This is a genomic window from Micromonospora sp. RTBAU3-60, assembly GCF_054963695.1.
This window is the reverse complement of record NZ_JBUEGB010000015.1, coordinates 161,768-183,924: the sequence shown is the minus strand read 5'-3', so window position 1 is coordinate 183,924 and position 22,157 is coordinate 161,768. Positions and strand designations below refer to the sequence as shown.

19 protein-coding genes, 1 tRNA gene and 1 pseudogene are annotated in these 22,157 nt (G+C 73.6%); 8 read left to right on the top strand and 13 right to left on the bottom strand.

Annotated elements, in window-relative coordinates; genetic code table 11:
• Positions 1-193, top strand: a pseudogene (locus ACY34I_RS17750) (hypothetical protein); the annotation flags it as partial.
• Positions 194-724: 531 nt separating this feature from the next.
• Here the strand turns inward: ACY34I_RS17750 and ACY34I_RS17745 are convergent.
• Positions 725-2,569, bottom strand: coding sequence for a hypothetical protein (locus ACY34I_RS17745; RefSeq protein ID WP_462756101.1), 1,845 nt, complete (start codon positions 2,567-2,569; stop codon positions 725-727).
• A 91-nt stretch (positions 2,570-2,660) separates the two neighbouring features.
• Between ACY34I_RS17745 and ACY34I_RS17740 the strand changes: the two genes are divergently transcribed.
• The 4 genes from ACY34I_RS17740 (at position 2,661) to ACY34I_RS17725 (ending at position 5,025) form a co-directional block, all read left to right on the top strand.
• Positions 2,661-2,744, top strand: a tRNA-Leu gene (locus ACY34I_RS17740).
• A 106-nt stretch (positions 2,745-2,850) separates the two neighbouring features.
• Positions 2,851-3,690 carry a Bax inhibitor-1/YccA family protein gene (locus ACY34I_RS17735; protein ID WP_462756100.1) on the top strand — a complete coding sequence of 280 codons (840 nt, stop codon included), beginning with the start codon at positions 2,851-2,853 and terminating at the stop codon, positions 3,688-3,690.
• A gap of 126 nt (positions 3,691-3,816) precedes the next feature.
• The gene (locus ACY34I_RS17730; RefSeq protein WP_462756099.1) at positions 3,817-4,575 is read left to right on the top strand and encodes a Bax inhibitor-1/YccA family protein; all 759 of its coding nucleotides are present in this window, start codon (positions 3,817-3,819) and stop codon (positions 4,573-4,575) included.
• A 129-nt stretch (positions 4,576-4,704) separates the two neighbouring features.
• On the top strand, positions 4,705-5,025 hold the full coding sequence (locus ACY34I_RS17725) for a hypothetical protein (RefSeq protein WP_462756098.1): 321 nt from the start codon (positions 4,705-4,707) through the stop codon (positions 5,023-5,025).
• Between the two features lie 33 nt (positions 5,026-5,058).
• Here ACY34I_RS17725 and ACY34I_RS17720 read toward each other — a convergent pair whose 3' ends face one another.
• The 4 genes from ACY34I_RS17720 to ACY34I_RS17705 form a co-directional block, all read right to left on the bottom strand.
• Positions 5,059-6,621 carry a CYTH and CHAD domain-containing protein gene (locus ACY34I_RS17720; protein WP_462756097.1) on the bottom strand — a complete coding sequence of 521 codons (1,563 nt, stop codon included), beginning with the start codon at positions 6,619-6,621 and terminating at the stop codon, positions 5,059-5,061.
• Between the two features lie 34 nt (positions 6,622-6,655).
• Positions 6,656-7,918, bottom strand: coding sequence for an acetyl-CoA C-acetyltransferase (locus ACY34I_RS17715; RefSeq protein WP_462756096.1), 1,263 nt, complete (start codon positions 7,916-7,918; stop codon positions 6,656-6,658).
• 77 nt (positions 7,919-7,995) lie between these two features.
• On the bottom strand, positions 7,996-8,793 hold the full coding sequence (locus tag ACY34I_RS17710; protein ID WP_148798990.1) for an SGNH/GDSL hydrolase family protein: 798 nt from the start codon (positions 8,791-8,793) through the stop codon (positions 7,996-7,998).
• 102 nt (positions 8,794-8,895) lie between these two features.
• Complete coding sequence (locus tag ACY34I_RS17705) at positions 8,896-9,942, bottom strand: SGNH/GDSL hydrolase family protein (RefSeq protein WP_462756095.1); 1,047 nt, start codon at positions 9,940-9,942, stop codon at positions 8,896-8,898.
• A gap of 149 nt (positions 9,943-10,091) precedes the next feature.
• On the opposite strand from ACY34I_RS17705, the gene ACY34I_RS17700 reads away from it, so the two are divergent.
• Both ACY34I_RS17700 and ACY34I_RS17695 read left to right on the top strand, forming a co-directional pair.
• A complete protein-coding gene (locus ACY34I_RS17700) occupies positions 10,092-10,448 on the top strand; it encodes a YkvA family protein (protein WP_148798985.1) in 357 nt (118 codons plus the stop codon).
• Between the two features lie 75 nt (positions 10,449-10,523).
• Entirely contained in the window at positions 10,524-11,894 is a 1,371-nt protein-coding gene (locus ACY34I_RS17695) for a cystathionine beta-synthase (protein ID WP_462756094.1), read from the top strand.
• Between the two features lie 46 nt (positions 11,895-11,940).
• Here the strand turns inward: ACY34I_RS17695 and ACY34I_RS17690 are convergent, their stop codons facing one another.
• The 8 genes from ACY34I_RS17690 to ACY34I_RS17655 form a co-directional block, all read right to left on the bottom strand.
• Positions 11,941-12,891, bottom strand: coding sequence for a S1C family serine protease (locus ACY34I_RS17690; protein ID WP_462756093.1), 951 nt, complete (start codon positions 12,889-12,891; stop codon positions 11,941-11,943).
• A 105-nt stretch (positions 12,892-12,996) separates the two neighbouring features.
• On the bottom strand, positions 12,997-13,506 hold the full coding sequence (locus ACY34I_RS17685) for an N-acetyltransferase family protein (protein ID WP_462756092.1): 510 nt from the start codon (positions 13,504-13,506) through the stop codon (positions 12,997-12,999).
• On the bottom strand, positions 13,503-14,432 hold the full coding sequence (locus ACY34I_RS17680; protein WP_462756091.1) for a ribonuclease Z: 930 nt from the start codon (positions 14,430-14,432) through the stop codon (positions 13,503-13,505). The genes ACY34I_RS17685 and ACY34I_RS17680 overlap by 4 nt, the downstream gene beginning before the upstream one ends.
• A gap of 341 nt (positions 14,433-14,773) precedes the next feature.
• Positions 14,774-15,979, bottom strand: coding sequence for an osmoprotectant NAGGN system M42 family peptidase (locus tag ACY34I_RS17675; RefSeq protein WP_462756107.1), 1,206 nt, complete (start codon positions 15,977-15,979; stop codon positions 14,774-14,776).
• Positions 15,946-17,769, bottom strand: coding sequence for an N-acetylglutaminylglutamine synthetase (gene ngg / locus ACY34I_RS17670; protein WP_462756090.1), 1,824 nt, complete (start codon positions 17,767-17,769; stop codon positions 15,946-15,948). Before ngg ends, ACY34I_RS17675 begins: the two co-directional genes overlap by 34 nt.
• Before the next feature lie 2 nt (positions 17,770-17,771).
• Complete coding sequence (locus tag ACY34I_RS17665) at positions 17,772-19,556, bottom strand: N-acetylglutaminylglutamine amidotransferase (RefSeq protein ID WP_462756089.1); 1,785 nt, start codon at positions 19,554-19,556, stop codon at positions 17,772-17,774.
• A gap of 203 nt (positions 19,557-19,759) precedes the next feature.
• A complete protein-coding gene (msrA, locus tag ACY34I_RS17660) occupies positions 19,760-20,422 on the bottom strand; it encodes a peptide-methionine (S)-S-oxide reductase MsrA (RefSeq protein WP_462756088.1) in 663 nt (220 codons plus the stop codon).
• Between the two features lie 76 nt (positions 20,423-20,498).
• Entirely contained in the window at positions 20,499-20,912 is a 414-nt protein-coding gene (locus ACY34I_RS17655) for an HIT family protein (RefSeq protein WP_462756087.1), read from the bottom strand.
• 86 nt (positions 20,913-20,998) lie between these two features.
• Here ACY34I_RS17655 and ACY34I_RS17650 point away from each other — a divergent pair, with 86 nt between their 5' ends.
• Complete coding sequence (locus ACY34I_RS17650) at positions 20,999-22,141, top strand: cystathionine gamma-synthase (RefSeq protein ID WP_148798961.1); 1,143 nt, start codon at positions 20,999-21,001, stop codon at positions 22,139-22,141.
• Positions 22,142-22,157 lie beyond the last annotated feature (16 nt).

Here is a 22,157-nt window from a genome sequence, read left to right as displayed (position 1 = left end):
CACGCCGGAGCAGATCACCAACCCCGAGTACGCGACCCTGGCGTTCGAGAAGGGCCTGAAGCAGGTCGACGGCTGGCAGGACATGCCGCTGACCCAGGCGGCGCAGACGGTGCAGGTGTCGGCCTACCCGGACGCCTACGCCCAGTGGGAGCAGCAGGCCGCTGACCTGGTCGCCCAGTACTGGAACAGCTGACCCAAGCTGACCAAGCAGACCAACTGAAGAACACGCACAAGCCGCTGGCCGGCACCCGAAGACGGGTGCCGGCCAGCGCCGTCTCCAGAGAACGCCGCCTCCAGAGAGCATCGTCTCCAGGGCGCACCGTCTCCAGAGTTCTTGGATAGTTCCCGTCCGCAGCGAAGGGAAACCGTCCAAGATCGGCAAACGGCACCGGTTCGTGCCAGAGGAAGAACCGCGACCGGCGGCAGTTACCCGTCCGCCGTGAACGGCAACTGTCCAAGATCAGAAAGCAGCAACGGGCTCCAGAGGAAGAACCGCGACCGGCGGGCGGGCAAGGCGCACGACGGGGCTGGGGGCGAGGGTGACCGGCGCAGGGATCAAGCCTGACCGCCCGGAGCCGGTCATCCTCGCCCCCAGCCCACAAGCGCAACCAACGATCCAGGCCCAGCTCACAAGCGAAACCAGAGGCCGGGACGTAGCCGACAAGAGCAAGCAGAGACCGGGGCCCAGCCCACCAAGACCAGAGCCGCAACAGCAACCAGACCGTCAGAACCGCCAGGTCCAGGCATCAGCGACCCGGGTGCCCGGCCCGAAGAGCTGCTCCAGCGTCTGGCGCAGCGTCTCCGCGTGCGGCGCGTCGTCGGTCAGTGCCACGCACGACGCGCCCCAGAACCGGATGTCGCGCGCTGCCTGCCGGCGCTGCTCGTCGCCGATCGCGGCGGGCACTCCCCGTTTCGCGACGTCGGCGAGCAGGGCCGAGGTGGGGCGCTTGTAGGTGCCCATGGTCGCCGAGCCGTCCGGGCCGTACGGGCCGATGAAGAAGCCCTCCGGCATGCCGAACGCCGCGTTCGCGGCGGTGGCCCAGCGCATCGGCCATGGGTCCGTCGGGGTGGCCGTGGGCACCGGGACCAGCACCTCGCCGGGGCGTACGCACTGCCGCCAGTGGCCGGCGGTGACGAACTCGGGCAGCGCCGGCCGGTCGGTGGTCGGCAGCGGGGTGGGGAAGACGCTGAGCAGGGCCGCGCCGACGGCCAGCGGCACCAGCTGCCGGGCCCGGCCGGGTGCCGCCAGCGCCCGGTCCACGGCGAGGGTCAGCACGGTCCCGGCCAGCGGCAGCACCGCCAGGGCGAACCGGGTCGGCAGCGCGCCGTCCACCACCGGCACCCCGGCCAGCAGGGCGTACGGGGCGGGCAGCCCGGTCCGCTCACCGGCGATGATCACCTGGGGGCCGAGGGACAGCGCTGCCATGACCAGCCCGCCGGCGACGCAGGCGACGACCAGCGGGCGCCGGCCCAGCCAGACCGCGCAGGCGGCGGTGACCAGCAGCAGCGGCCAGCCGAGGAAGGTGTTGTACTCCGCCGGGCCGGTGGTCAGCCGGGCCGCGGTCGCGTTGCCCAGCACCGACTGTGGGGAGAAGGTCGTCCAACCGGTGAGGTCGGCGGAGAAGTAGTCCGGGCTGAACATGCCGTCGGCGACGCCCTGCGGCCCGGCGAACTGGTACCACAGCGGGTACGCCAGCACGAGCAGCGCGAGACCGGCGGCGATCATCAGCCCTCCGCCGAATTCTGGCAGCGCCCGGCGCAGCAGGGCCCGGTCGGTCAGCCCGTACGCCAGCGCCATCACCGCCAGGGTGACCGCGGTGAGGAAGAGCACCTCCTCGCCGACGAAGAGCTGGGCGGTGACCGCCGTGGCCAGCCCGACCGCCGAGCTGGCCAGCCGCCGTCGGTTCGGCCCGGCCGGGCGACCGGCCGGGTCGGCGGCCCGGAGCAGCCGGACGACCAACCAGACGATCACCGGGACCAGCCACTGGGCGGTCATGTGCAGGTGCCCGTTGCTCTGCGAGACCATGCTCGGGCCGAAGCCGCAGAGCGCGGCGCCGAGCCCGGCGGCGAGCCGGCGGGCCCGCAGCGTCCGGGTGAAGAGCAGGTACCAGGCGACCGCCGTGCCGGCCAGATTGCCGGCGGCCAGCAGGGCGAAGGTGACCGGCGCCCCGAACGCCCAGGTGACCGGGGCGAACAGCACGCCGAGCGCGATGACCGTGGTGTTGGCCATCAGGTTGACCCCGTCGGGGGCGTTGAGCCGGTCGGTCAGCAGGCTGAAGTCGCCCAGCCAGGCGCGCGAGTCGACGGCCAGGAACCACTCGTAGAGGGTCTGGTCCGCCGGATTGAGCGCGAGTACGCGCTGCCCCGGGGCCGGCCACAGCCCGTGGGTGAGCCAGCCGGCGAGCAGGGCGAAGAGCAGTCCGGCGAGCAGGTCCGCGCGGTGCCGGACCAGGATGGCCAGCAGGCGGGCCGCCCGGGCCGGGCGGGGGACCGCCGGATCGAGGTGGACCGCCTGGTCGCGGTCGGGCCCGGGGGCGGTGCGCGCGGCGCTGGTCACGGCCTCGACCATAACGGCGGCGCCCCGCGGGGTACGCCAGGCGGCGCCGCAACGGCTACGGTGAGAACCTGCACCGCCGCGTGTCGGCGCGCCGGTGTCACCCGCCCGGGTGGTGGAACGGCAGACACGGCCGCCTTAAAAGCGGCTGCCGCAAGGCGTGCGGGTTCGAGCCCCGCCCCGGGCACCAGACTCTCAGCTTTCCCACAGCTTCACTCTCGGCGCTGGGGTGCGTGCCACGTTTACCCTGGAGAGGCACGTTCACGTGCATCGACCCCCTGAGGGAGGCCTGAGAAGTGAAGACCTCGAACCCGGTGCTCGCCCGGCTCGGCCAGGCGGCCGAGCGTGAGCGGGCGGCCGGGTACGCCCAGCCCGGGCCGTATGGTCAGCCCGGATATCCGCAGCAGTACCAGCCGCACCCGCAGCAGTACCCGACCCCCGGGTACGGCTACCCGGCGGCTCCGCCCACCGTGACCCCGATGACCCTGGACGACGTCGTCGTCAAGACGGTCATGCTGCTCGGCCTCCTCGGCGTCTCCGCCGCGGCGGCCTGGGTGCTCGTGCCGGACGCTCTGGTCGGCGTCGCCTGGATCGGTGCCGCGGTCGTCGGTCTGGTGCTCGGCATGATCATCTCGTTCTCCCGGATGGCCAACCCGGCGTTGGTGGTGGCGTACTCGATCGTCGAGGGCGTCTTCGTCGGCATGGTCAGCAAGGCGTTCGAGTCGCTCTACAACGGCATCGTGCTCCAGGCCGTGGTGGCGACCTTCGGTGTCTTCTTCCTGATGGCGGCGCTCTACAAGGCGCGGGTCATCCGAGCCACCCCGAAGTTCACCCGGATCATGATCGCGGTGATCGGTGGCCTCTTCGCGGTCATGCTGATCAACCTGGTGCTCGCGCTCTTCGGCGTGAACACCGGCCTGCGCGACAGCGGCCCGCTGGGCATCGGCTTCAGCCTGGTCTGCATCGTGGTCGCCTCGCTGAGCTTCGTGCTCAACTTCGCCCAGATCGAGGACGGCGTGCGGATGGGGCTGCCGCAGCGTTACGCCTGGACCGCCGCGTTCGGCATCGTGGTCGGCCTGGTCTGGCTCTACCTGGAGGTGCTGCGCCTGCTCAGCTACTTCCAGGGCGACGACTGACCGGCCCGCCGCCCGACCTGCGACGCCCGCCTGCCGCGACCGCGGCGGCGGGCGTCGTCGTTTTCCCGCCGCCGCCGGATCACCGGGGGCAGAGTGGGAGCGGGGTACGTCGGCGAGGAGGTCGCGGTGCGGAGTGCCAACCCGGTGCTGACCCGACTTGACGACGTCGGTCGGACCGAGCGCCAGGTGCTCGGCGTCGGGGCCGCCGAGACAATGACCGTGGCCGACGTGGTCAGCCGCACCGTCGGCCTGCTGCTGCTGACCGGCGTCACGGCGGTCGCCGCCTGGGTGGTCGTACCGCCGGCGGTGTGGGTCTCGGCGGCGCTGGTCGGCAGTTCCCTGGCCAGCCTGGCGCTGGTGCTGGTCATCTCGCTCCGGCAGATCACCAGCCCGCCGCTCATCGCCGCGTACGCGGTGCTGCAGGGGCTGCTGCTCGGGGTGGCGAGCCGGGCCTTCGAGATGGTGTATCCGGGGATCGTGGCGCAGGCGGTGATCGGCACGTTCGGCGTCTTCCTCGGCATGGCGCTGCTCTACCGGGCCCGGGTGGTCCGGGCCACGCCGCGGCTGGCCCGGCTGGTCGTCGGGACGCTGCTCGGGATCGTGGCGCTCGGCCTGGTCAACCTCGTCGCGTACCTGGTCACCGGGCGGCAGGCCCTGGAGGCCTACAACCTCACCGGCCAGGTCGGCTGGCTGCCGTGGGTCTTCTCGGTGGTGGCGATCATCGCCGGGGCGTTCAGTTTCATCCTCGACTTCGACCTGGTCGAGCGGTCGGTCCGGGCCGGCCTGCCCCGCCGCTACGCCTGGTTCTGCGCGTTCGGGCTGCTGGTCGGGCTGATCTTCCTGTACTGGCAGATCCTCCGCCTGGTCAGCTACGCCCGGCGCTGACCCGTACGACGACTCCAGCTCGGCTGGCGGCCATAATTCGGCCTCCGCGCCGATAGGCGGCGCTCCGGTCCGAATGAAGGCTGGTCTGCCGCCGCGCCGCGACCTGGCGCCGTCGTAGACTCGGCCGCGATGAGCGCAGCGGAACTGGAGCGGGCGGTGGAGCTGCTGGTCCGGCAGGTCGGGCACTGGCAGCAGCCGCGCTGGTCGGCGGTGGCGGCGGGCGGCAACGTGTCGCGGGCCGACCTGGTGCACAAGCTGGTGCAGGAGATCGCCAACCTGGCGGCGGACGCCGAGGGTCAGCCGCGCCGGGAGGTGCCCCGCCTCGGCAACGACCTGGTCCTGCCCGACCAGCTGCGGGTGGTCGCCGCCGACCTGGTGGCGGCCGCTCCGCCGGAGTCGGTGCTGGCCGAGGCCGTGACCGCGGTGGCCGGGACCCGCTCGGCGCTGTAGCTGATCAGGGGCACCGCTCCGGCGCCGCAGCCGTCAGCCGGCCCGTTTCAGCCAGCGCCGCACCTTCCGCCGCCGGGCCCGGTCCCGCGCCCGGACCAGACCCGGCAGCTCACGGTCGGCCGCCGCGGCCTGCCGGGCGTGCAGGAGTCCGTACGTGAAGGTGTGCTCGCCGTCGGCGTACGCCCGCAGCGCCTGCCGGCGCAGCACCTCGCGGGTGACTGTCGAGTCCTGGTGCGCGCCGAGCAGGTCCTGCAGCTCCTTGAGTCGCGCCACCAGCCGGCTGGCGGGCTGCCCAACGGCCGGCTCGCGCACCTCGACCGCGTACCGGGCCGCCTTGGCCGCCTTGCGCGCCTCGTGCAGCGCGACGTCGTCGGTCCCGCCGGGGTGGTCGGGCTCCGCGTCTCGTCCGGAGCGGTCGACGGCACGTTCCGGCGCCGCGCCGGTCCCGGGGTGCCCGGCCAGCGCCCGGTCCAGGCGCTCGTCCGCCCGGGTCACCGCGCGGCGGACCCGGCGGGCCACCCAGCGGGCGTCCACCGTTCGGGTGGTCGGCCCCTCCAGGAGCGCGTCCAGCCGGCGCAGCAGCTCGGTGTACCGGTCGGAGTCGAGCGCCGCGCGCAGGTCGTCGAGGGCGGTGGCCAGGTCGGCGGCGAACCGCTCGGCGAGTCGCGCCGCGACCGGCCCGAGCACCAGCTCGTCCGGTTCCGCGCGCACGGCGTCGGCGAGCCGGGCGGCCATCACCTGGGTGTCCCGGGCCGGCCCGAGCTGCCCGGCCAGCCAGCGCAGCTCGCCGCGCAGCCACTCGCTCTCCCGCCGGTCCCACAGCCCCCGGAACGTACGCAGGGTGGAGCGGAGCCGACGGACGGCGACCCGCATGTCGTGCACGGCGTCCTCGTCGCCGCTGCGGGCGCCCGGATGGTTGCCGATCAGGGCGTCGCGCTGGGCGGTGGCGTAGTCGAGCACGGGCGCCGCGCCCGGGTCGGCGGGCGTCGGCCGGGCGGCGGCGAGCCGGCCGGCGAGGGCCCGCTGCGACTTGGCGACGGGTACGGGCCGGGCCCCGGCCTCGCGCAGCCGCGCGTCCACCGCGTCGAGCAGGGCCTCGTCGCCGTCGACCAGCTCGACCTCGATCTCGTGCCACGCCTGCCGCTCGCCACCGACCAGGTCGTGGGCCTCGACGCTGTCCTCGGCGACCTCGGCCAGCGTCCGGCCGGCCGGGTCGAGGAGGCGGGTTTCCCGGCGGCGGGTGACGATCCGGGCGGCCGGGGCGACCGGCCGGCCACGGGACGCGGCCCGGAAGAGCGCGACCAGCTCGGCCGGCGGGTCGGTGTCCTCCGGCCCGGCCGGGAACTGGTATTCGGTCCGGGGGCCGCCGGTGGCCCCGACCTTGAGGTGCCAGCCCGCGTCGTGTCCCCCGGTACGCCGCCGCAGCGCGAAGCCGCCCCGGGCCAGCCGGAGATCGGCGGTGTCCAGGTAGACCGCGTCCAGGTCGAGGGCGGTGGCGTCGGAGGTGGTCGCGACGCCACCGCACCCGGTCAGGTCCGGCAGCCGGAAGCCCTCGTCCCCGGAGTACTTGCGCTCCCGTTCCACAACTGTCGCCATGGCGCCTCCGGTACCCGGGTCGATCTCCGCCGAATCAGGTCAGCCGTTCGAGCACCATGGCCATGCCCTGACCACCGCCGACGCACATGGTCTCCAGGCCGATGGTCTTGTCGTGCCACTCCAGGGCGTTGAGCAGGGTGCCGGTGATCCGGGCCCCGGTCATGCCGAACGGGTGCCCGACGGCGATCGCGCCGCCCATCACGTTCAGCTTCTCCTCCGGGATGCCGAGCTGCCGGTACGACGGGATCACCTGCGCGGCGAACGCCTCGTTGATCTCGACCAGGTCGACGTCGTCGATGGTCATGCCGGCCCGCTGGAGCGCCTGCTTCGACGCCTCGACCGGGCCGAGGCCCATGATCTCCGGGGACAGCGCGGTGACGCCGGTCGAGACGATCCGGGCCAGCGGGGTGAGGCCGAGGTCCCGCGCCCGCTGGGCGCTCATCACGATCACGGCGGCCGCGCCGTCGTTGAGCGGGCAGCAGTTGCCGGCGGTGATCCGGCCGTCCGGGCGGAAGACCGGCTGCAGGCCGGCGACGCCCTCCAGGGTCACGCCCGGCCGGGGGCCGTCGTCGGCGCTGACCACCGTGCCGTCCGGGGTGGTCACCGGGGTGATCTCGCGGGCCCAGAAGCCGTCCGCGATCGCCTTCTCGGCCAGGTTCTGGCTGCGTACGCCGAACGCGTCCATGTCCTCGCGGGTGATGTCGTAGACCTGGGCGAGGTTCTCCGCTGTCTGCCCCATCGCCAGGTAGATGTCGGGCAGCTGGCCGGCCTCGCGCGGATCGGTCCACACCTCGGCCCCACCCTGGGCGCGGGCCGTGGAGCGCTCGCGGGCCGCGGCGAAGCGGGGATTCTCCCAGCCGCCGCCGACCAGCGCCTGTGCCTCGGGCGGCAGGGTGTCCGAGTTGCCCCGGGCGTAGCGGGAGACGGTCTCGACGCCGGCGGAGATGAAGACGTCCCCCTCGCCCGCCCGGATCGCGTGCATGGCCATCCGGGTGGTCTGCAGCGAGGAGGCGCAGTATCGGGTCAGCGTGGCGCCGGGCAGGCCGTCCAGGCCGAGCAGGGTGGCGACCACCCGGCCCATGTTGAAGCCCTGCTCGCCGCCGGGCAGCCCACAGCCCAGGTAGAGATCGTCGATCGTGGTGGGGTCCAGCGCGGGGACCTTGTCGAGGGCGGCCTGGACGATGGTGGCGGCCAGGTCGTCGGGGCGGACCTCCCGCAGGGAACCCTTGAACGCGCGACCGATGGGGGACCGGGCGGTGGCGACGATGACGGCGTCGCGGGGCGACTCAATCGGCATGAACCAACGTTAACCCGCGAGTAACTTGTGGCGGAAGCTCGCCGTCGGGCGGGAAATGTCACGCCCGGCGGGCCGGGTCAGTGGTGCCGCGAGGCGACCGCCGCCGCCGCCTCGACCGCCGGCAGCAGGGCGTGCGCCCACACCCGGTAGCCGTCGGCGGACGGGTGGAAACCGTCCTGGCAGAGCGTCCCCGCGTCCGCCCGGAACACCGGACCGGTCTCGGTGCCCAGGTCGACCACGCTGCCCCCGGCGTTCAGCACCGCCGCCGTCTGGGCGCGGGCGAGCCGCCGCCCGGACCAGGCGAGCACGTGCCGCAGCGGGGACGCGACCGCGCGGACCGCGCCGAGGTCGGGGCAGGTGCCCACCACCACCTCGACGTGCGCCTCGCGCAGCCGGCGTACCGCCGAACCGAGGTAGGCCGCCGCGTCGGCGGGGCGGGCCATCGCGGTCGCGTCGTTGGCCCCGATCAGGATCACGGCCACGTCGGGGCGCTCCCCGAGCAACGCCCGGGCCACCTGGGTGGCCAGGTCGGTGGAGCGTGACCCGGAGACGCCCACGCTGGACAGGTGCACCCGCCGGCCGGTCGGCCCCTCGCCGAGCAGGTGGGCGAGCTGGCCGCCGATGGTCTCCTCGAAGCGGTCCACTCCCACGCCGAGCGCCGACGAGTCGCCGAGCAGCACCAGCCGCAGCGGCGGCCCGTCCGCCCGGCCGACCGTGGCGCGCAGCGCGAGGCTCAGCTCGGGCTGGGCGTACTGGCGGTTGCGCGCGGCGATGGCCTGGCCGGCGAGGATCGCGGCTCCACCCACCGTGCCGGCGACCAGGGAGAGGGCCGCGGCCCGACCCAGCCGGACCACGAACTCGTTACGCCCCGTCATGACGACACCTCCCCAGGGCCGACGGCGCACGGGCCGGTCGGCTCGCGAGCCGTGCTCATGTCACGCTCGCGTTGTGCCTGATGATGCCCCCACCGGGCCCGCTCATGCCAGTCCCTCCAGGGTCGGTGACTCGGCGTGGTCACCGGAGTGCGGCACCGCGCCGACGCCGAAGAAGGCACGCCGCCGGAGCTGCGCCCAGCGCCCGCCCGGTCCGTGGTCGCGGCCCCGGACCTGGGTGCCGCTGACCTCGGTGCCCGCGTGCCGGGCCGCCTCGTGGGCCGCCTCCGGGAGCGACCGCACGCCCTCCCGGCCGGGCAGCGGCGGCCGGCGTTCCGGACCGGCGCCGAGCGCGGAGAGCAGGGTGGGCAGCATCGCCGCCGCGGCGACCGCGTACCCCTCGGCGGACGGATGGAACCGGTCCCAGGCGAACATCCGGGCCGGCTCGGCGGCGAACCGGGGACCGAGCAGGTCGCCGAGGGAGACCGTCCGGCCGCCGGCCTCGACCACGGCCACCGTCTGGGCCGCGGCGAGCTGGCGGCTCCACCGGCGGGCCAGCCAGCGCAGCGGTGGCTGGATCGGCTGGATGGCCCCGAGGTCGGGGCAGGTGCCGACGACCACCTCGCAGCCGGCCGCGCGCAGCGTGCGGACCGCGTCGACCAGGTAGCGCACGGCCACGGCCGGCGAGGTGCGGTTGGTGACGTCGTTGCCGCCGACCAGGATGACCGCGATGTCCGGCTCGACCTCCAGGGCCGACTCGACCTGCGGCTTCAGGCCGGCCGACAGGGCGCCCACCACGGCGAACCGGTGCAGCCGGACCGGTCGGTGCAGCCGGCGGGACAGCCCGGTGGCCAGCAGCGCCCCGGGAGTCTCCCGGCGGCGGTGCACGCCGTAGCCGGCGGCCGAGGAGTCGCCCAGGATCACCATGGTGACCGGCGGGCCGGGAAGCTTCGCGCCGTAGACCCCGTCGCAGCGTGGCGGAGGCGCCTCGGCCATCGGGATGGTGCGTCGCGCCTGCCGGGCCTGGCCGAGCAGCACCCCGCCCGTCGCTGCGGTGGCCGCCACGGTGGCGCCCGTGCCGATCGCCACGAGGCGGGCGATCCGCCGGGCGCGCCGCCAGCCGGCCGGTGCGACGGAGCCAGCTTCCCCCATGAACCGACACTATCGCGCCGTTACGACACCTGCTCTCCACGATCGGGCGGCTGACAGAGAACGGTTCGGGGTACCTGTTCCCGGGGACGGACGGCGCTCTTGCACCGGGGTCGCACCCTGGTCGGGCGAGTGGAGAGGGGCGAGGAGAGATGGGCAGGACGTTGAAGCGGAGCGCGGCCTTCGCCGCGCTGGCCCGGGCGCTGGCGAAGGGGACGCGGGGCGGTCCCTCGCTGGGCGCCCGGCTGGCGGCGCTGCCCCGGATGATCCGGGCCACCGCGAAGGGGGAGTACGACGGCGGCCTGCGGCTGGCCCTGATGGCCGCGGCCACGGCGTACGTGGTCTCGCCGATCGACCTGCTGCCGGAGATCCCGCTGGCGGTGTTCGGGCTGGCCGACGACGCGGTGATGGTCACCTGGCTGGCCGGCAGTGTGCTCGCCGAGACCGAGCGATTTCTGGAGTGGGAGGCGCGTCGCAGCTCCGTCATCCCGGGCCATGTGGTGCCCTGACGGCACGTACCCTGGGCGACGAATGAACGTCTGCTCGGCCGCCGACGCCGGCGCCGCAACGAAGGGCACAACGAGGTGCAGTACTACGACAATGTCGTCGAGCTGATCGGCAACACCCCGCTGGTCCGCCTGCGCAACGTCACCGAGGGCATCCAGGCGACCGTGCTGGCGAAGGTGGAGTACGTCAACCCGGGCGGTTCGGTGAAGGACCGGATCGCGCTGAAGATGGTGGAGGACGCCGAGAAGGCGGGCATTCTCCAGCCCGGCGGCACCATCGTCGAGCCGACCAGCGGCAACACCGGCGTCGGGCTGGCCCTGGTGGCCCAGCTCAAGGGCTACAAGTGCGTCTTCGTCTGCCCGGACAAGGTCAGCCAGGACAAGCAGGACGTGCTGCGCGCGTACGGCGCCGAGGTGGTGGTCTGCCCGACCGCGGTGGCCCCGGAGGACCCGCGCTCCTACTACAACGTCTCCGACCGGCTGGCCCGGGAGATCCCCGGCGCGTGGAAGCCCAACCAGTACAGCAATCCGGCGAACCCCCGCTCGCACTACGAGACCACCGGCCCGGAGATCTGGCAGCAGACCGAGGGGCGGATCACCCACTTCGTCGCGGGCGTCGGCACCGGCGGCACCATCTCCGGCATCGGCCGCTACCTGAAGGAGGCCTCCGCGGGGCGGGTCCGGGTCGTCGGGGCGGACCCGGAGGGCTCGGTCTACTCGGGCGGCACCGGCCGGCCGTATCTGGTGGAGGGCGTCGGTGAGGACTTCTGGCCGGAGACGTACGACCGGAACATCGCCGACGAGATCGTCGAGGTCTCCGACAAGGAGTCCTTCGAGATGACCCGGCGGCTGGCCCGCGAGGAGGGGCTGCTGGTCGGCGGCTCCTGCGGCATGGCCGTGGTGGGCGCCCTGGAGGTGGCCCGCAAGGCCGGCCCGGACGACGTGGTCGTGGTGCTGCTGCCGGACGGCGGCCGGGGCTACCTGTCGAAGATCTTCAACGACCGGTGGATGGCCCGGTACGGCTTCCTGGACAACTCCGGCGCCGAGCCGACCGTGGCCGACGCGCTCGCCGGCAAGCCGGGCGGGCTGCCCGAGCTGGTGCACGTCCACCCGACCGAGACGGTCCGCGACGCCATCGACTACATGCGGGAGTACGGCGTCTCCCAGCTCCCGGTGCTCAAGGCGGAGCCGCCGGTGGTGACCGGTGAGGTGGCCGGCTCGATCGCCGAGAAGGACCTGCTCGACGCGCTCTTCACCGGGCAGGCCCACCTGCACGACATGATCGAGCGGCACATGACCGACCCGCTGCCGATGATCGGCGGTGGGCAGCCGGTGAGCGAGGCGGTCGCGCTGCTGGAGAAGGCCGACGCCGCGCTGGTGCTGGTCGACGGCAAGCCCAAGGGTGTGCTGACCCGGCAGGACCTGCTCGCCCACCTCGGCGCGCACTGAGTCTGCCGACGAGGGCCGCTCCCGTGGGGGAGCGGCCCTCGTCGCGTCAGCGGTCCAGCTCGGTGGGCACGGCCACCACGTCGACCAGGGCGCCCCGGCGCAGCACGGTGACCGGCAGCCGGGTGCCGATGGCCGGGCCGAGCATCAGCCGTTGCAGGCCCTGGCCGTCCTGCACGGGCCGGCCGCCGGCGGCGAGGAGCACGTCGCCCAGGTAGATCCCGGCCAACCCGGCCGGGCTGCCCGGCACCACCTCCACCACCCGCAGCCCGCGCCGCTGCCCGGTCCGGGCGACGACCTCCGGCGGCAGCGGCACCGGCACGCCGGCAACCCCCAGCCAGGCCCGGCGTACCCGGCCGTCGCTGGTCAGGTCGGCGATGATCTGCCGGGTGGTGGCGTTCACCGGTACGGCGAGGCCGAGGCCGTACCCGGCGACCGCCGTGTTCACCCCGACCACCCGGCCGGCCGAGTCGGCCAGCGCCCCGCCGGAGTTGCCCGGGTTAAGCGCCGCGTCGGTCTGGATGACGTCCTCGATGAGCCGGGTGACCCGTCCGTCCCGGGCCGGCAGCGACCGGCCCAGCCCGGAGACCACCCCGGCGGTGACCGAGCCGGCCAGCCCCAGCGGGTTGCCGACCGCGACCACGAGCTGTCCGATCCGCAGGCCGTCCGCGTCGCCCAGCTCCACCGGCGGCACGGTCGTCTCCTCCGCGCGGAGCACCGCCAGGTCCGACAGCGGGTCCGCGCCGACCACCTGGAACCGGGTCTCGACGCCGTCGCCGAAGGCGGCCGCGCCGTCCCGGGCGCCCTGCACCACGTGCGCGCTGGTCAGGAGCAGTCCGTCCGGGCCGATCACCACGGCCGAGCCGGCGCCCGCGCCGCGCGCGGTCCGCACCGACAGGGCCGCCACGCTGGGCAGCACCCGCGCGGCCACGCCGGTCACCACCCGGGAGTACGCGTCGAGCGCGGCGTCCTCCGCCCGCTCGGTGTGCTCGATGTCCATGCCGGTGCCAACGCGCCACCGCCGGCGCCCATGCCCCGATCCGCTCACAGCGAACGGTGGTCAGGCGGGGCCCCTCCGCTACCTAAGGCGTTAAGGTGCCCTTCGTTACCTGGGCCGGGCGTAGCGGAGCTGGGGGACCCGGGCGGGGCCGATCCGCTCCTCGCGCCGCTCGCCCGTGGCGGTCCAGCCGCCGCGCTCGTAGAACCGGCGGGCGTGCGCGTTTCGCTCCAGCACCCAGAGCGCCGCCCGGGTCCAGCCCCGCGCCCGCATCGCGGCCAGCGCGTCGACCATCAGCGCCCGCCCGGTGCCCCGGCCCCGCTCGTCCGGCTCGAGGTGGATCGCGTTGAGCAGGCCGGTGGCGGGGTCGCCCGCGTCGTCCGGGCCCAGGTAGCTGAAGCCGACGAGCCGGCCGTCGCGCTCGGCGACGGTCATCCGGTGGTCGGTCCGCTCCCACCGCCAGCGTTCGACCCAGTAGCGGCCCATCGTCTCCGGCGTCGGCTCGGCCAGCGCCTCGGCCGGCAGGAATGACGCGTACGCCGCCACCCGGGAGCGCTGGTGCAGGGCACCGACCGCCATCAGGTCGGCCTCGGTGGCGGGGCGCAGCGAGACGGTCACCGGGTCGACGCTACCCGCCGGGGCGGCACCGGAACGGTCATCAGGTCCTCGGCGATCACCAGCTCGCCGGTGAAGTGGGCGCGGGCCTCGTCGGCGAACCGGCGCGGATCGGCGTACCGCTGGGAGAAGTGGGTGAGCACGAGGGTGCGTACCCCGGACTCGGCCGCCACCCGCGCGGCCTGCGCCGCGGTCAGGTGGCCGACCTCGGCGGCGAGCGCGGCCTCCGACTCCAGGAACGTCGACTCGATGACCAGCAGGTCGGCGTGCTCGGCCAGGGCCCACACCCCGTCGCAGAGGCCGGTGTCCATCACGAAGGCGAACCGCTGGCCCGGGCGGGTCACGCTCACCTCGTCCCGGGTGACGCGGCGTCCGTCCAGGTCCAGGTGGCCGACGCGGAGCAGCTCGCCGACCGCCGGGCCGGCGATGCCGTACGCGGCCAGCTTCTCCGGCAGCATCCGGCAGCCGTCCGGCTCGACGAGCCGGTAGCCGTAGGTCTCGATCGGGTGCCGCAGCCGGCGGGCCTCCAGCGTGCCGGCGCCCAGGCTGATCCGCTGCCCGTCGGTGTGGACCGGCTGCACGGTCAGGTCGGCGGCCTCGTAGAAGCTGGAGGCGTGGCGCAGGCGGGCGAAATACTCGGCGCCGCCAGCCGGGAAGGTGACGGCCACCGGGTGCGGTACCCGGTCCAGGGAGAGCCGCTGGATCACGCCGGGCAGGCCCAGGCAGTGATCGCCGTGGAAGTGGGTGACGCAGATCCGGGTGAGGTCGGTGGCGGAGATCCCGGTGTGCAGCATCTGCCGCTGGGTGCCCTCGCCGGGGTCGAAGAGGAGCACCTCGTCGTCCCAGCGCAGCAGGTAGCCGTTGTGGTTGCGGTGTCGGGTGGGGGCCTGGCTGGCCGTACCGAGCACCACCAGCTCACGCATGGACACCGGAGACCCCCTGGAGCATAAAGCGACCCCCGGGGCTTCCGCGCTCGCGCGCGGGCCGGCTGGACTGGGCCGGCACCCCGGGGGTCGGGTGGCTGTCGTGAATTCGCCGCACCGCTGCCACACGGTCTCGACGATGGTGCCTGTGCCCGCCTCGCGGCGGACGGGATTTACTGTCGAGGACAGCGGCTAGCGGACAGCCACCTCACGAGTCCGATTGCTATACAAGTCTGGACCACCTCCTTTCCCGTGTACCGCCACGCTATCCACTTCCCGGCGACCCCGGCAACGGATTTCGATCACAGCCCCGGCCGGGAATCCGGCGCGCCCGGCGCACGGGGCGATCAGTCCAGGCCGATCGGGCCCTCCCGGGGGCCCTCCGGCGACGCCGGCTGGACGGCCAGCGACGGGAAGTCGGCCAGGTCGCCCGCCGGCTCGGCGTCCCACTCGGGGAAGACCAGCGGGCTCTGCAGGTAGAGGCAGAGCAGCTGGGCCAGGTGGCGCAGCCCGTCGAGGTGGGTGCGCTCGTGCCCGTGGGTGGCGTCCACGCCGAAGCCGAGCAGCGCCACCCGGGCGTGCGCGCCCGCCTCGACCGCGGCCGCCACGTCCGACCGGTAGTAGTCGAACACGTCCCGGACCAGGTCGACGCCGTGTTCCCGGGCGATCGACGCCAGGTTGCGGGTGAGGTGGTAGTCGAACGGACCCACCCCGTCGCCCATGGCCAGGGTGGCCGCGTCCTCCCGGGACTGCTGCCCCGGGGCGACCACCGCCGCGTCCACCGAGACGATCTCCGCCACGTCCGGGTCGAGGCCGTGGCTGGCCCCGTGCCCGAGCTCCTCGGTGACGGTGACCAGCAGGTGCGCGGTCACCGCCGGGGTGACGCCCGCGTCGACCAGCGCCTTGAACGCGGTCAGCACGGCGGCCACGCCGGCCTTGTCGTCCAGGTGGCGGGACTTGACGTAGCCGCTCGGGGTGATCGCCGGGTCGGCCAGGAGCGCGACGAAGTCCCCCGCGTCGATGCCGAGCGCCCGCAGGCCGGCGACGTCGGCGACCGGCTCGTCCACCCGTACCTCGACCAGCTCCCAGCCGACGCCCTGCAGGTCGACCGCCTCGTTGTAGCGGTGCCCGCTGGCCTTCAGCGGCAGCACCTGGCCGGTGATCACCCGGTCGAGGTCGTCGGTGAAGATCCGGACCTGGGCGCCCTCGGCGAACCGGGCGCTGTGCGTCCCGATCGGCTTCAGCTCCAGCCGGCCGTTGCGCTTGAGCCGCTTCACCATGCCGCCGATGGTGTCGGTGTGCACCACGATCGCCCGGTCGGCGCCGGTCGCCCGGGGGCCGGGGAGGCTGGCGCTGAGCGCCCCGCGCCGGGTCAGCGTGGAGCCGATGCCGAGCGCGGCGAGGCGTTCGCCCACGTACTGCTGGATGTGGTCGGTACGTCCCGCCGGGCTGGGGATCTCCAGCAGCTCCACCAGCACCTGGCGCAGGTAGTCGAGGTCGAGCGGCAGCGGCGCCGGGCTCACGGGGCGCCTCCCGTGCCGGGCGGCGACCAGAGCCGCTGCGGCGCCCGGGTGCCGGGGAAGAGCAGGTCCACGAAGCGTTCGGCGGTGGGCTGCGGCTCGTGGTTGGCCAGGCCGGGCCGTTCGTTCGCCTCGATGAACACGTGCTCCGGCTGGTCGGGGGCGGGCACCAGCAGGTCCAGCCCGGTGACCGGGATGTCCAGCGCCCGGCTGGCCGCCACGCACGCCTCGGCGATCGCCGGGTGCAGCTCGGCGGTGACGTCGTGGATGGTGCCGCCGGTGTGCAGGTTGGCGGTCCGGCGAACGGCGAGCACCCGCCCCTCGGGGAGCACGTCGTGCATCCGGTAGCCCGCCTCGGCCACCACCTCCCGGGTCATGCCGTCGACGGGGATGCGGGATTCGCCGCCGGTGGCGGCGGCCCGCCGCCGGCTCTGCCGCTCGATCAGTTCGGTGACGTCGTGCAGCCCGTCCCCGGTGATCTGGGCGGGCCGGCGTAGGGCCGCGGCCACCACCTCGTGGTCGATGACGACCACCCGCAGGTCCTCGCCCTCGCGGAGCTCCTCGATCAGCACGTCCGGGCAGAACCGCCGGGCCAGCGCGACCGCCGCGCTGAGCGCCTCGGGCGTACGCACCCCGACGGTGATGCCGTTGCCCTGCTCGCCACGGGCCGGCTTGACCACCACCGGGCCGGTGTCCGCCAGGAAGGCCAGGTCGTCGGCGTCGCCGGTGGCGGTGCGGCCCCGCGGCACGGAGAGCCCCGCCTGGGTGAGGATCCGCCGGGTCACCCGCTTGTCGTCGCAGCGGCTCATCGCCACCGCCGAGGTCAGCTCGGACAGCGACTCCCGGGTGTGTACGGTCCGGCCGCCGCTGGTCAGCCTCAGCTCACCCCAGCGCGGGTCGGTGACCTCCACCCGGATGCCACGCCGCATCGCCTCGTCGGCCACGATCTTCGCGTACGGGTTGAGGCCGTCGTACCCCTCCGGGGTGGCGGGCAGGAAGAGACGTTCGTTGATCGGGTTCTTCCGCTTCACACAGAGCGTCCCGGTGCGGTGGAAGCCCAGCCGCTCGTAGAGCCGGATCGCCCCCGAGTTCTCGGCCAGCACCGACAGGTCCACGAAGGCCCGGCCCCGCTCGTCGAGCCGGTCGGCCAGCGCGTTGAGCAGGGCCTGGCCGGTGCCGGGCGGCGCGGTGTTGAAGTCCACGGTCAGGCACCAGAGGCTGGCGCCCCGCTCGGGGTCGGCGAAGACCGCGACGTGGTCCACGCCGGTGATGGTGCCGACCACCTCGCCGGTGGCCGCCTCGGCGACCAGGTGCAGGAACCGGTCGCTGGCGGCGTTGGCGACCAGCACCTCGACCGGGGCGGTGACCATGCCGTTGCGGGCGTAGATCCGGTTCACCGCGTCCGCGTCGTCGGCGTCCCGCAGCGGCCGGATGGTCAGGCCGGAGACCTCGCCGCTCGCGGCGGCGGCCGGCCGGCGTTCGCCCAGCGGCAGCCGGTAGGTCAGCGACGGGTCGATGAACAGCTCGTCCGGCAGCCGGGAGACCAGCACGTGCGGGTCGCGCAGGTAGATGCAGATGTCCCGGGCGCCGACCGCCTCGGAACGCAGCACGTCGGCGACGTCGACCTGCTCGCCGAAGGTCTGCCCGAAGACCAGCCGGCCCCAGCCGCAGTCCAGCACCACCCCGTCCGAGCTGGTCTCGTCGCGCGGCTCGGCGGTGCCGGGGGCGACCGGGTCGCCGCCCGGTCCGACGCGTTCCCGGCGGCGACCCAGCATCCGTTCCCGGTCGGTACGGGCCGTGCCGGTGGCGAGGGTGTCGGTCACGGTCAGTCGATTCCGTGGCTCTGGAGCCACATTTCCAGGAGTCCGAGTTGCCACAGCTTGTTTCCGTTCAACGGGGTCAGTTCGGCGTTCGGGTCGGCGAGCAGTGCGTCGACGTACTCCGCGCGGAACAGGTCGCGGCGCCGGGCCTCGGGCGCGGTGAGGGCATCGCGTACCCGGTCGAGGAGCTTGCCCTCGAGATGGGTGAGGCCCGGCACCGGGAAGTAGCCCTTCGGGCGGTCGATGACCTCGTGGGGGAGGAGCCGTCGGCCGATCTCCTTGAGCACGCCCTTGCCGCCCTGGGCCAGCTTCAGCTCCGGCGGGCAGCTCGCGGCCAGCGCCACGAACTCGTGGTCGAGGAACGGCACCCGGGCCTCCAGCCCGTGCGCCATGGTCATGTTGTCCACCCGCTTCACCGGGTCGTCGGTCAGCATGACCTGGGTGTCGATCCGCAGGCCGGCGTCGACCGCGGTCTGCGCGCCGGGCCGGGCCAGGTGCGCGGCGACGAACTCCCGTGCCGGGTCGCCGCCGACCAGCCACGCCGGGGTGAGCACCCGGGCCAGGCCGGCCGCGTCGCGGTCGAAGAAAGCCTTCGCGTACGTCTCGAGTGCCCGCTCGCGGTCGACCCCGGCGAGCGGCGGGTACCAGTGGTAGCCGCCCAGGATCTCGTCCGCGCCCTGGCCGGACTGGACCACCTTGACGTGCCGGGCCACCTCCTGGCTGAGCAGCCAGAACGCCACGCAGTCGTGGCTGACCATGGGTTCGCTCATCGCCGCGACGGCGGCCTCCAGCGGCGGCACCAGGTCACCGGTGGGCACCCTGATCTGGTGGTGATCGGTGTCGAAGGTCCTGGCGACCAGGTCGGAGTAGACGAACTCGTCACCCGCCCGGCCGCCGACCGCGTCGAAGCCGATCGAGAAGGTGGCCAGGCCGGACTGTCCCTGGCCGGCGAGGAGCGCGACCACGAGGCTGGAATCCAGGCCGCCGGAGAGCAGCACGCCCACCGGCACGTCGGCCACCATCCGCCGGCGTACCGCGGTGGTCAGCGACTCCAGCAGCGCGTCCTGCCAGTCCCGCGCCGACCAACCGGCCCACTCGGCGGCCCGGGTGAAGGACGGATCCCAGTAGACCCGCTCGTGGCGGGAGCCGTCCGGCTCGTACACCCGGACGGTGGCCGGGGGCAGCTTGGTGACGCCGCGGAGGATGGTCCGCGGCGGCGGCACGATGCTGTGGAAACTCAGGTAGTGGGCCAGCGCCACCGGGTCGATCGAGGTGTCCACGCCGCCGCCGGCCAGCAGCGCCGGCAGGGTGCTGGCGAAGCGGACCACACCTGGGGCCTCGGCCAGATAGAGCGGCTTGATGCCGAGGCGGTCCCGGGCCAGCACCAGCCGCCCGCTGTCCCGCTCGCTGATCGCCACCGCGAACATGCCGACCAGGTGGTCGACGAAGTCGAGTCCCCACTCGGCGTACGCCTTGACCACGACCTCGCTGTCGCCGGAGGAGAAGAAGCGGTGCCCCCTGGCCTGCAACTCCGCCCGCAGCTCCCGGTAGTTGTAGATGCAGCCGTTGAAGACGCCGGTGAGGCCGGCGGCGGCGTCGACCAGGGGCTGGCCGCTCGCGGCGGACAGGTCGATGATCTTCAGGCGTCGGTGCCCCAGGGCGATCGGGCCCTGCGACCAGATCCCGTTGTCGTCCGGTCCTCGGTCACTCATGGTGGCCGCCATCCGCTCCACCGCCGCGACATCGGCGCGTGAACCGTCATGGCGGAACTCCCCAGCCAGTCCGCACATGCCGGGCAATGCTGCCAGAGGTCGGTCCAGCTCGCCTGTTGAGCTGATGTCCGGGAAGTCTGGTCTTTGCTAGAATGCGCGGCCGCTCCGTGGCGGGGCGCAGGCCATGCCCGTATTTCGCGCCGGGCCCGGTCGGCTGACCGGAATGAGCCGGGCCCACGGTGTGACAAACACCGCAGGCCCGGAAACGGACACCCGGTCGGTCAACCGGCGGTACGGGCCACGCCCACCGGGCAGCTGAGCCCGTTCGGGCCGTGGTTGCAGTACCCGCCCGGGTTCTTGGTCGGCGCCAGGTACTGCTGGTGGTAGTCCTCGGCGAAGTAGTAGTCACCGAGCCGGGCGATCTCCGTGGTGATCTCGCCCTTGCCGGCCCGCGCCACGATCGGCGCGAACGCGTCCCGGGACGCCTGCGCCGTGGCGAGCTGCTCGTCGGTGGTGGCGTAGATCGCCGAACGGTACTGGGTCCCGACGTCGTTGCCCTGGCGCATGCCCTGGGTCGGGTCGTGGTTCTCCCAGAAAACCTTCAGCAGGTCCTCGTAGCTGATCCGGCTGGGGTCGTAGACCACCTGGACCACCTCGGCGTGCCCGGTCATCCCCGAGCAGACCTCCTCGTAGGTCGGGTTCGGGGTGTAGCCACCCGCGTAGCCGGCCGAAGTGGTGATCACGCCCGGGAGGGTCCAGAACAGCCGCTCGGCACCCCAGAAACAACCCATCCCGAACACGGCGACCTGCGCGCCCTCGGGGAACGGGCCCTTGAGCGAGGACGGCAGCACCTCGTGCCGGTCGGAGATCGGCATCGCGATGGCGCGGCCCGGCAGGGCCTGGTCGGGAGAGATCATCTCGGCCTTCATGCGGCGAAGGAACACGGTGGGACTCCTCTCTTGGCTTTCTCAGCCTGTGCAACACCGCCGGGCCCCGCTTCCTTACCCGCCCGTCCCGCGGTCAGGCCAGGGCGACGGCGATCCGGTCGGCGTACTCCTGGGCCTCCGTGTCGTCGGTGTAGCGGGTCCGCGGCCAGAAGAAGCCGCGCAACCCGTCGCCCTTCGTCCGGGGCACCACGTGGGTGTGCAGGTGCGGGACGGACTGGGACACCTTGTTGTTGACCGCCACGAACGTCCCACCGGACCCCAGCCCGGTCTCCACCGCCACGATGAGCCGCTGCACCAGCCGGAAGTAGCCCGGGATCGCCTCGGTCGGCAGCGTGTCAAGGGTGACCAGGTGGGTGCGCGGCACCACCAGCACGTGCCCCTTGAAGACCGGCCGGGTGTCCAGGAAGGCCACCCCGTCCGGCTCGTCGGCGACGGTGAACGCGGGCACCTCGCCCGCCACGATCCCGCAGAACACGCACCCGCTCACCCGGCCAGGGTAGGCGCTCCGGCGGACGGCCGACTCGCGCCCGGCTTCCATCCGATGCGACGGGTGGGCGGACTAACGTCTCGGGAATGAGTCACGGCTTCGAGACGCTCGCCATCCACGCCGGTCAGGACCCGGAGGCCCGCACCGGCGCGGTGATCCCGCCGATCTATCAGACCAGCACCTACGCCCAGGACGCCGTCGGCGCGCCCCGGCAGGGCTACGAATACAGCCGATCCGGCAACCCCACCCGCGACGCGCTCCAGGAGTGCCTGGCCGCGCTGGAGGGCGGGCCGGTGGGGCTCGCCTTCGCCAGCGGCCTGGCCGCCGAGGACACCCTGCTGCGCACGGTCTGCAAGCCGGGCGACCACGTGGTGATCCCGGACGACGCGTACGGCGGCACCTACCGGCTCTTCGCCCGGGTCGCCGAGCGCTGGGGGCTGACGTACACCCCGGCGAAGGTCTCCGACCCGGACGCCGTTCGGGCCGCGATCCGCCCCGGCGCCACGAAGATCATCTGGGTGGAGACGCCCACCAATCCGCTGCTCGGCATCGCCGACATCGCCACCCTGGCCGCCGTCGCGCACGACGCCGACGCGCTGCTGGTGGTCGACAACACCTTCGCGTCGCCGTACCTTCAGCAGCCGATCGCGCACGGAGCCGACGTGGTGGTCCACTCCACCACCAAGTACATCGGCGGACACTCCGACGTGGTCGGTGGCGCGCTGGTCGTCGCCGACAGCGGGCTCGGCGACGAGTTGCGCTACCACCAGAACGCGATGGGCGCGGTCAACGGGCCGTTCGACGCCTGGCTCACCCTGCGCGGCATCAAAACCCTCGGGGTACGCATGGACCGACACTGCGACAACGCCGAGCGGATCGCGGCCTACCTGGACGGTCACGCCAAGGTCGGCCAGGTCATCTACCCCGGCCTGCCCGCACACCCCGGGCACGAGGTGGCCGCCAAGCAGATGCGCCGGTTCGGCGGCATGATCTCCTTCCGCGCCGCGGGCGGCGAGGAGCACGCCGTGGAGATCTGCAACCGGGCCAAGCTCTTCGTGCTCGCCGAGTCGCTCGGCGGCGTCGAGTCCCTGATCGAGCACCCGGGACGGATGACACACGCGAGCGCTGCCGGCTCGCCGCTTGAAGTTCCCGGCGATCTCGTGCGACTGTCTGTCGGCATCGAGACGGTCGACGACCTGCTCGCCGATCTGGAGCAGGCACTGGGCTGACCGCTGGCTGGGGAGG

Coding starts and splice junctions, on each gene's coding strand:
- ACY34I_RS17725 (WP_462756098.1), top strand. CDS start 4,705: ATGAGCGCAGCGGAACTGGAGCGGGCGGTGGAGCTGCTGGTCCGGCAG.
- ACY34I_RS17700 (WP_148798985.1), top strand. CDS start 10,092: ATGGGCAGGACGTTGAAGCGGAGCGCGGCCTTCGCCGCGCTGGCCCGG.
- ACY34I_RS17665 (WP_462756089.1), bottom strand. CDS start 19,556: ATGTGCGGACTGGCTGGGGAGTTCCGCCATGACGGTTCACGCGCCGAT.
- ACY34I_RS17715 (WP_462756096.1), bottom strand. CDS start 7,918: ATGCCGATTGAGTCGCCCCGCGACGCCGTCATCGTCGCCACCGCCCGG.
- ACY34I_RS17690 (WP_462756093.1), bottom strand. CDS start 12,891: ATGGACATCGAGCACACCGAGCGGGCGGAGGACGCCGCGCTCGACGCG.
- ACY34I_RS17720 (WP_462756097.1), bottom strand. CDS start 6,621: ATGGCGACAGTTGTGGAACGGGAGCGCAAGTACTCCGGGGACGAGGGC.
- ACY34I_RS17650 (WP_148798961.1), top strand. CDS start 20,999: ATGAGTCACGGCTTCGAGACGCTCGCCATCCACGCCGGTCAGGACCCG.
- ACY34I_RS17745 (WP_462756101.1), bottom strand. CDS start 2,569: ATGGTCGAGGCCGTGACCAGCGCCGCGCGCACCGCCCCCGGGCCCGAC.
- ACY34I_RS17710 (WP_148798990.1), bottom strand. CDS start 8,793: ATGACGGGGCGTAACGAGTTCGTGGTCCGGCTGGGTCGGGCCGCGGCC.
- ACY34I_RS17705 (WP_462756095.1), bottom strand. CDS start 9,942: ATGGGGGAAGCTGGCTCCGTCGCACCGGCCGGCTGGCGGCGCGCCCGG.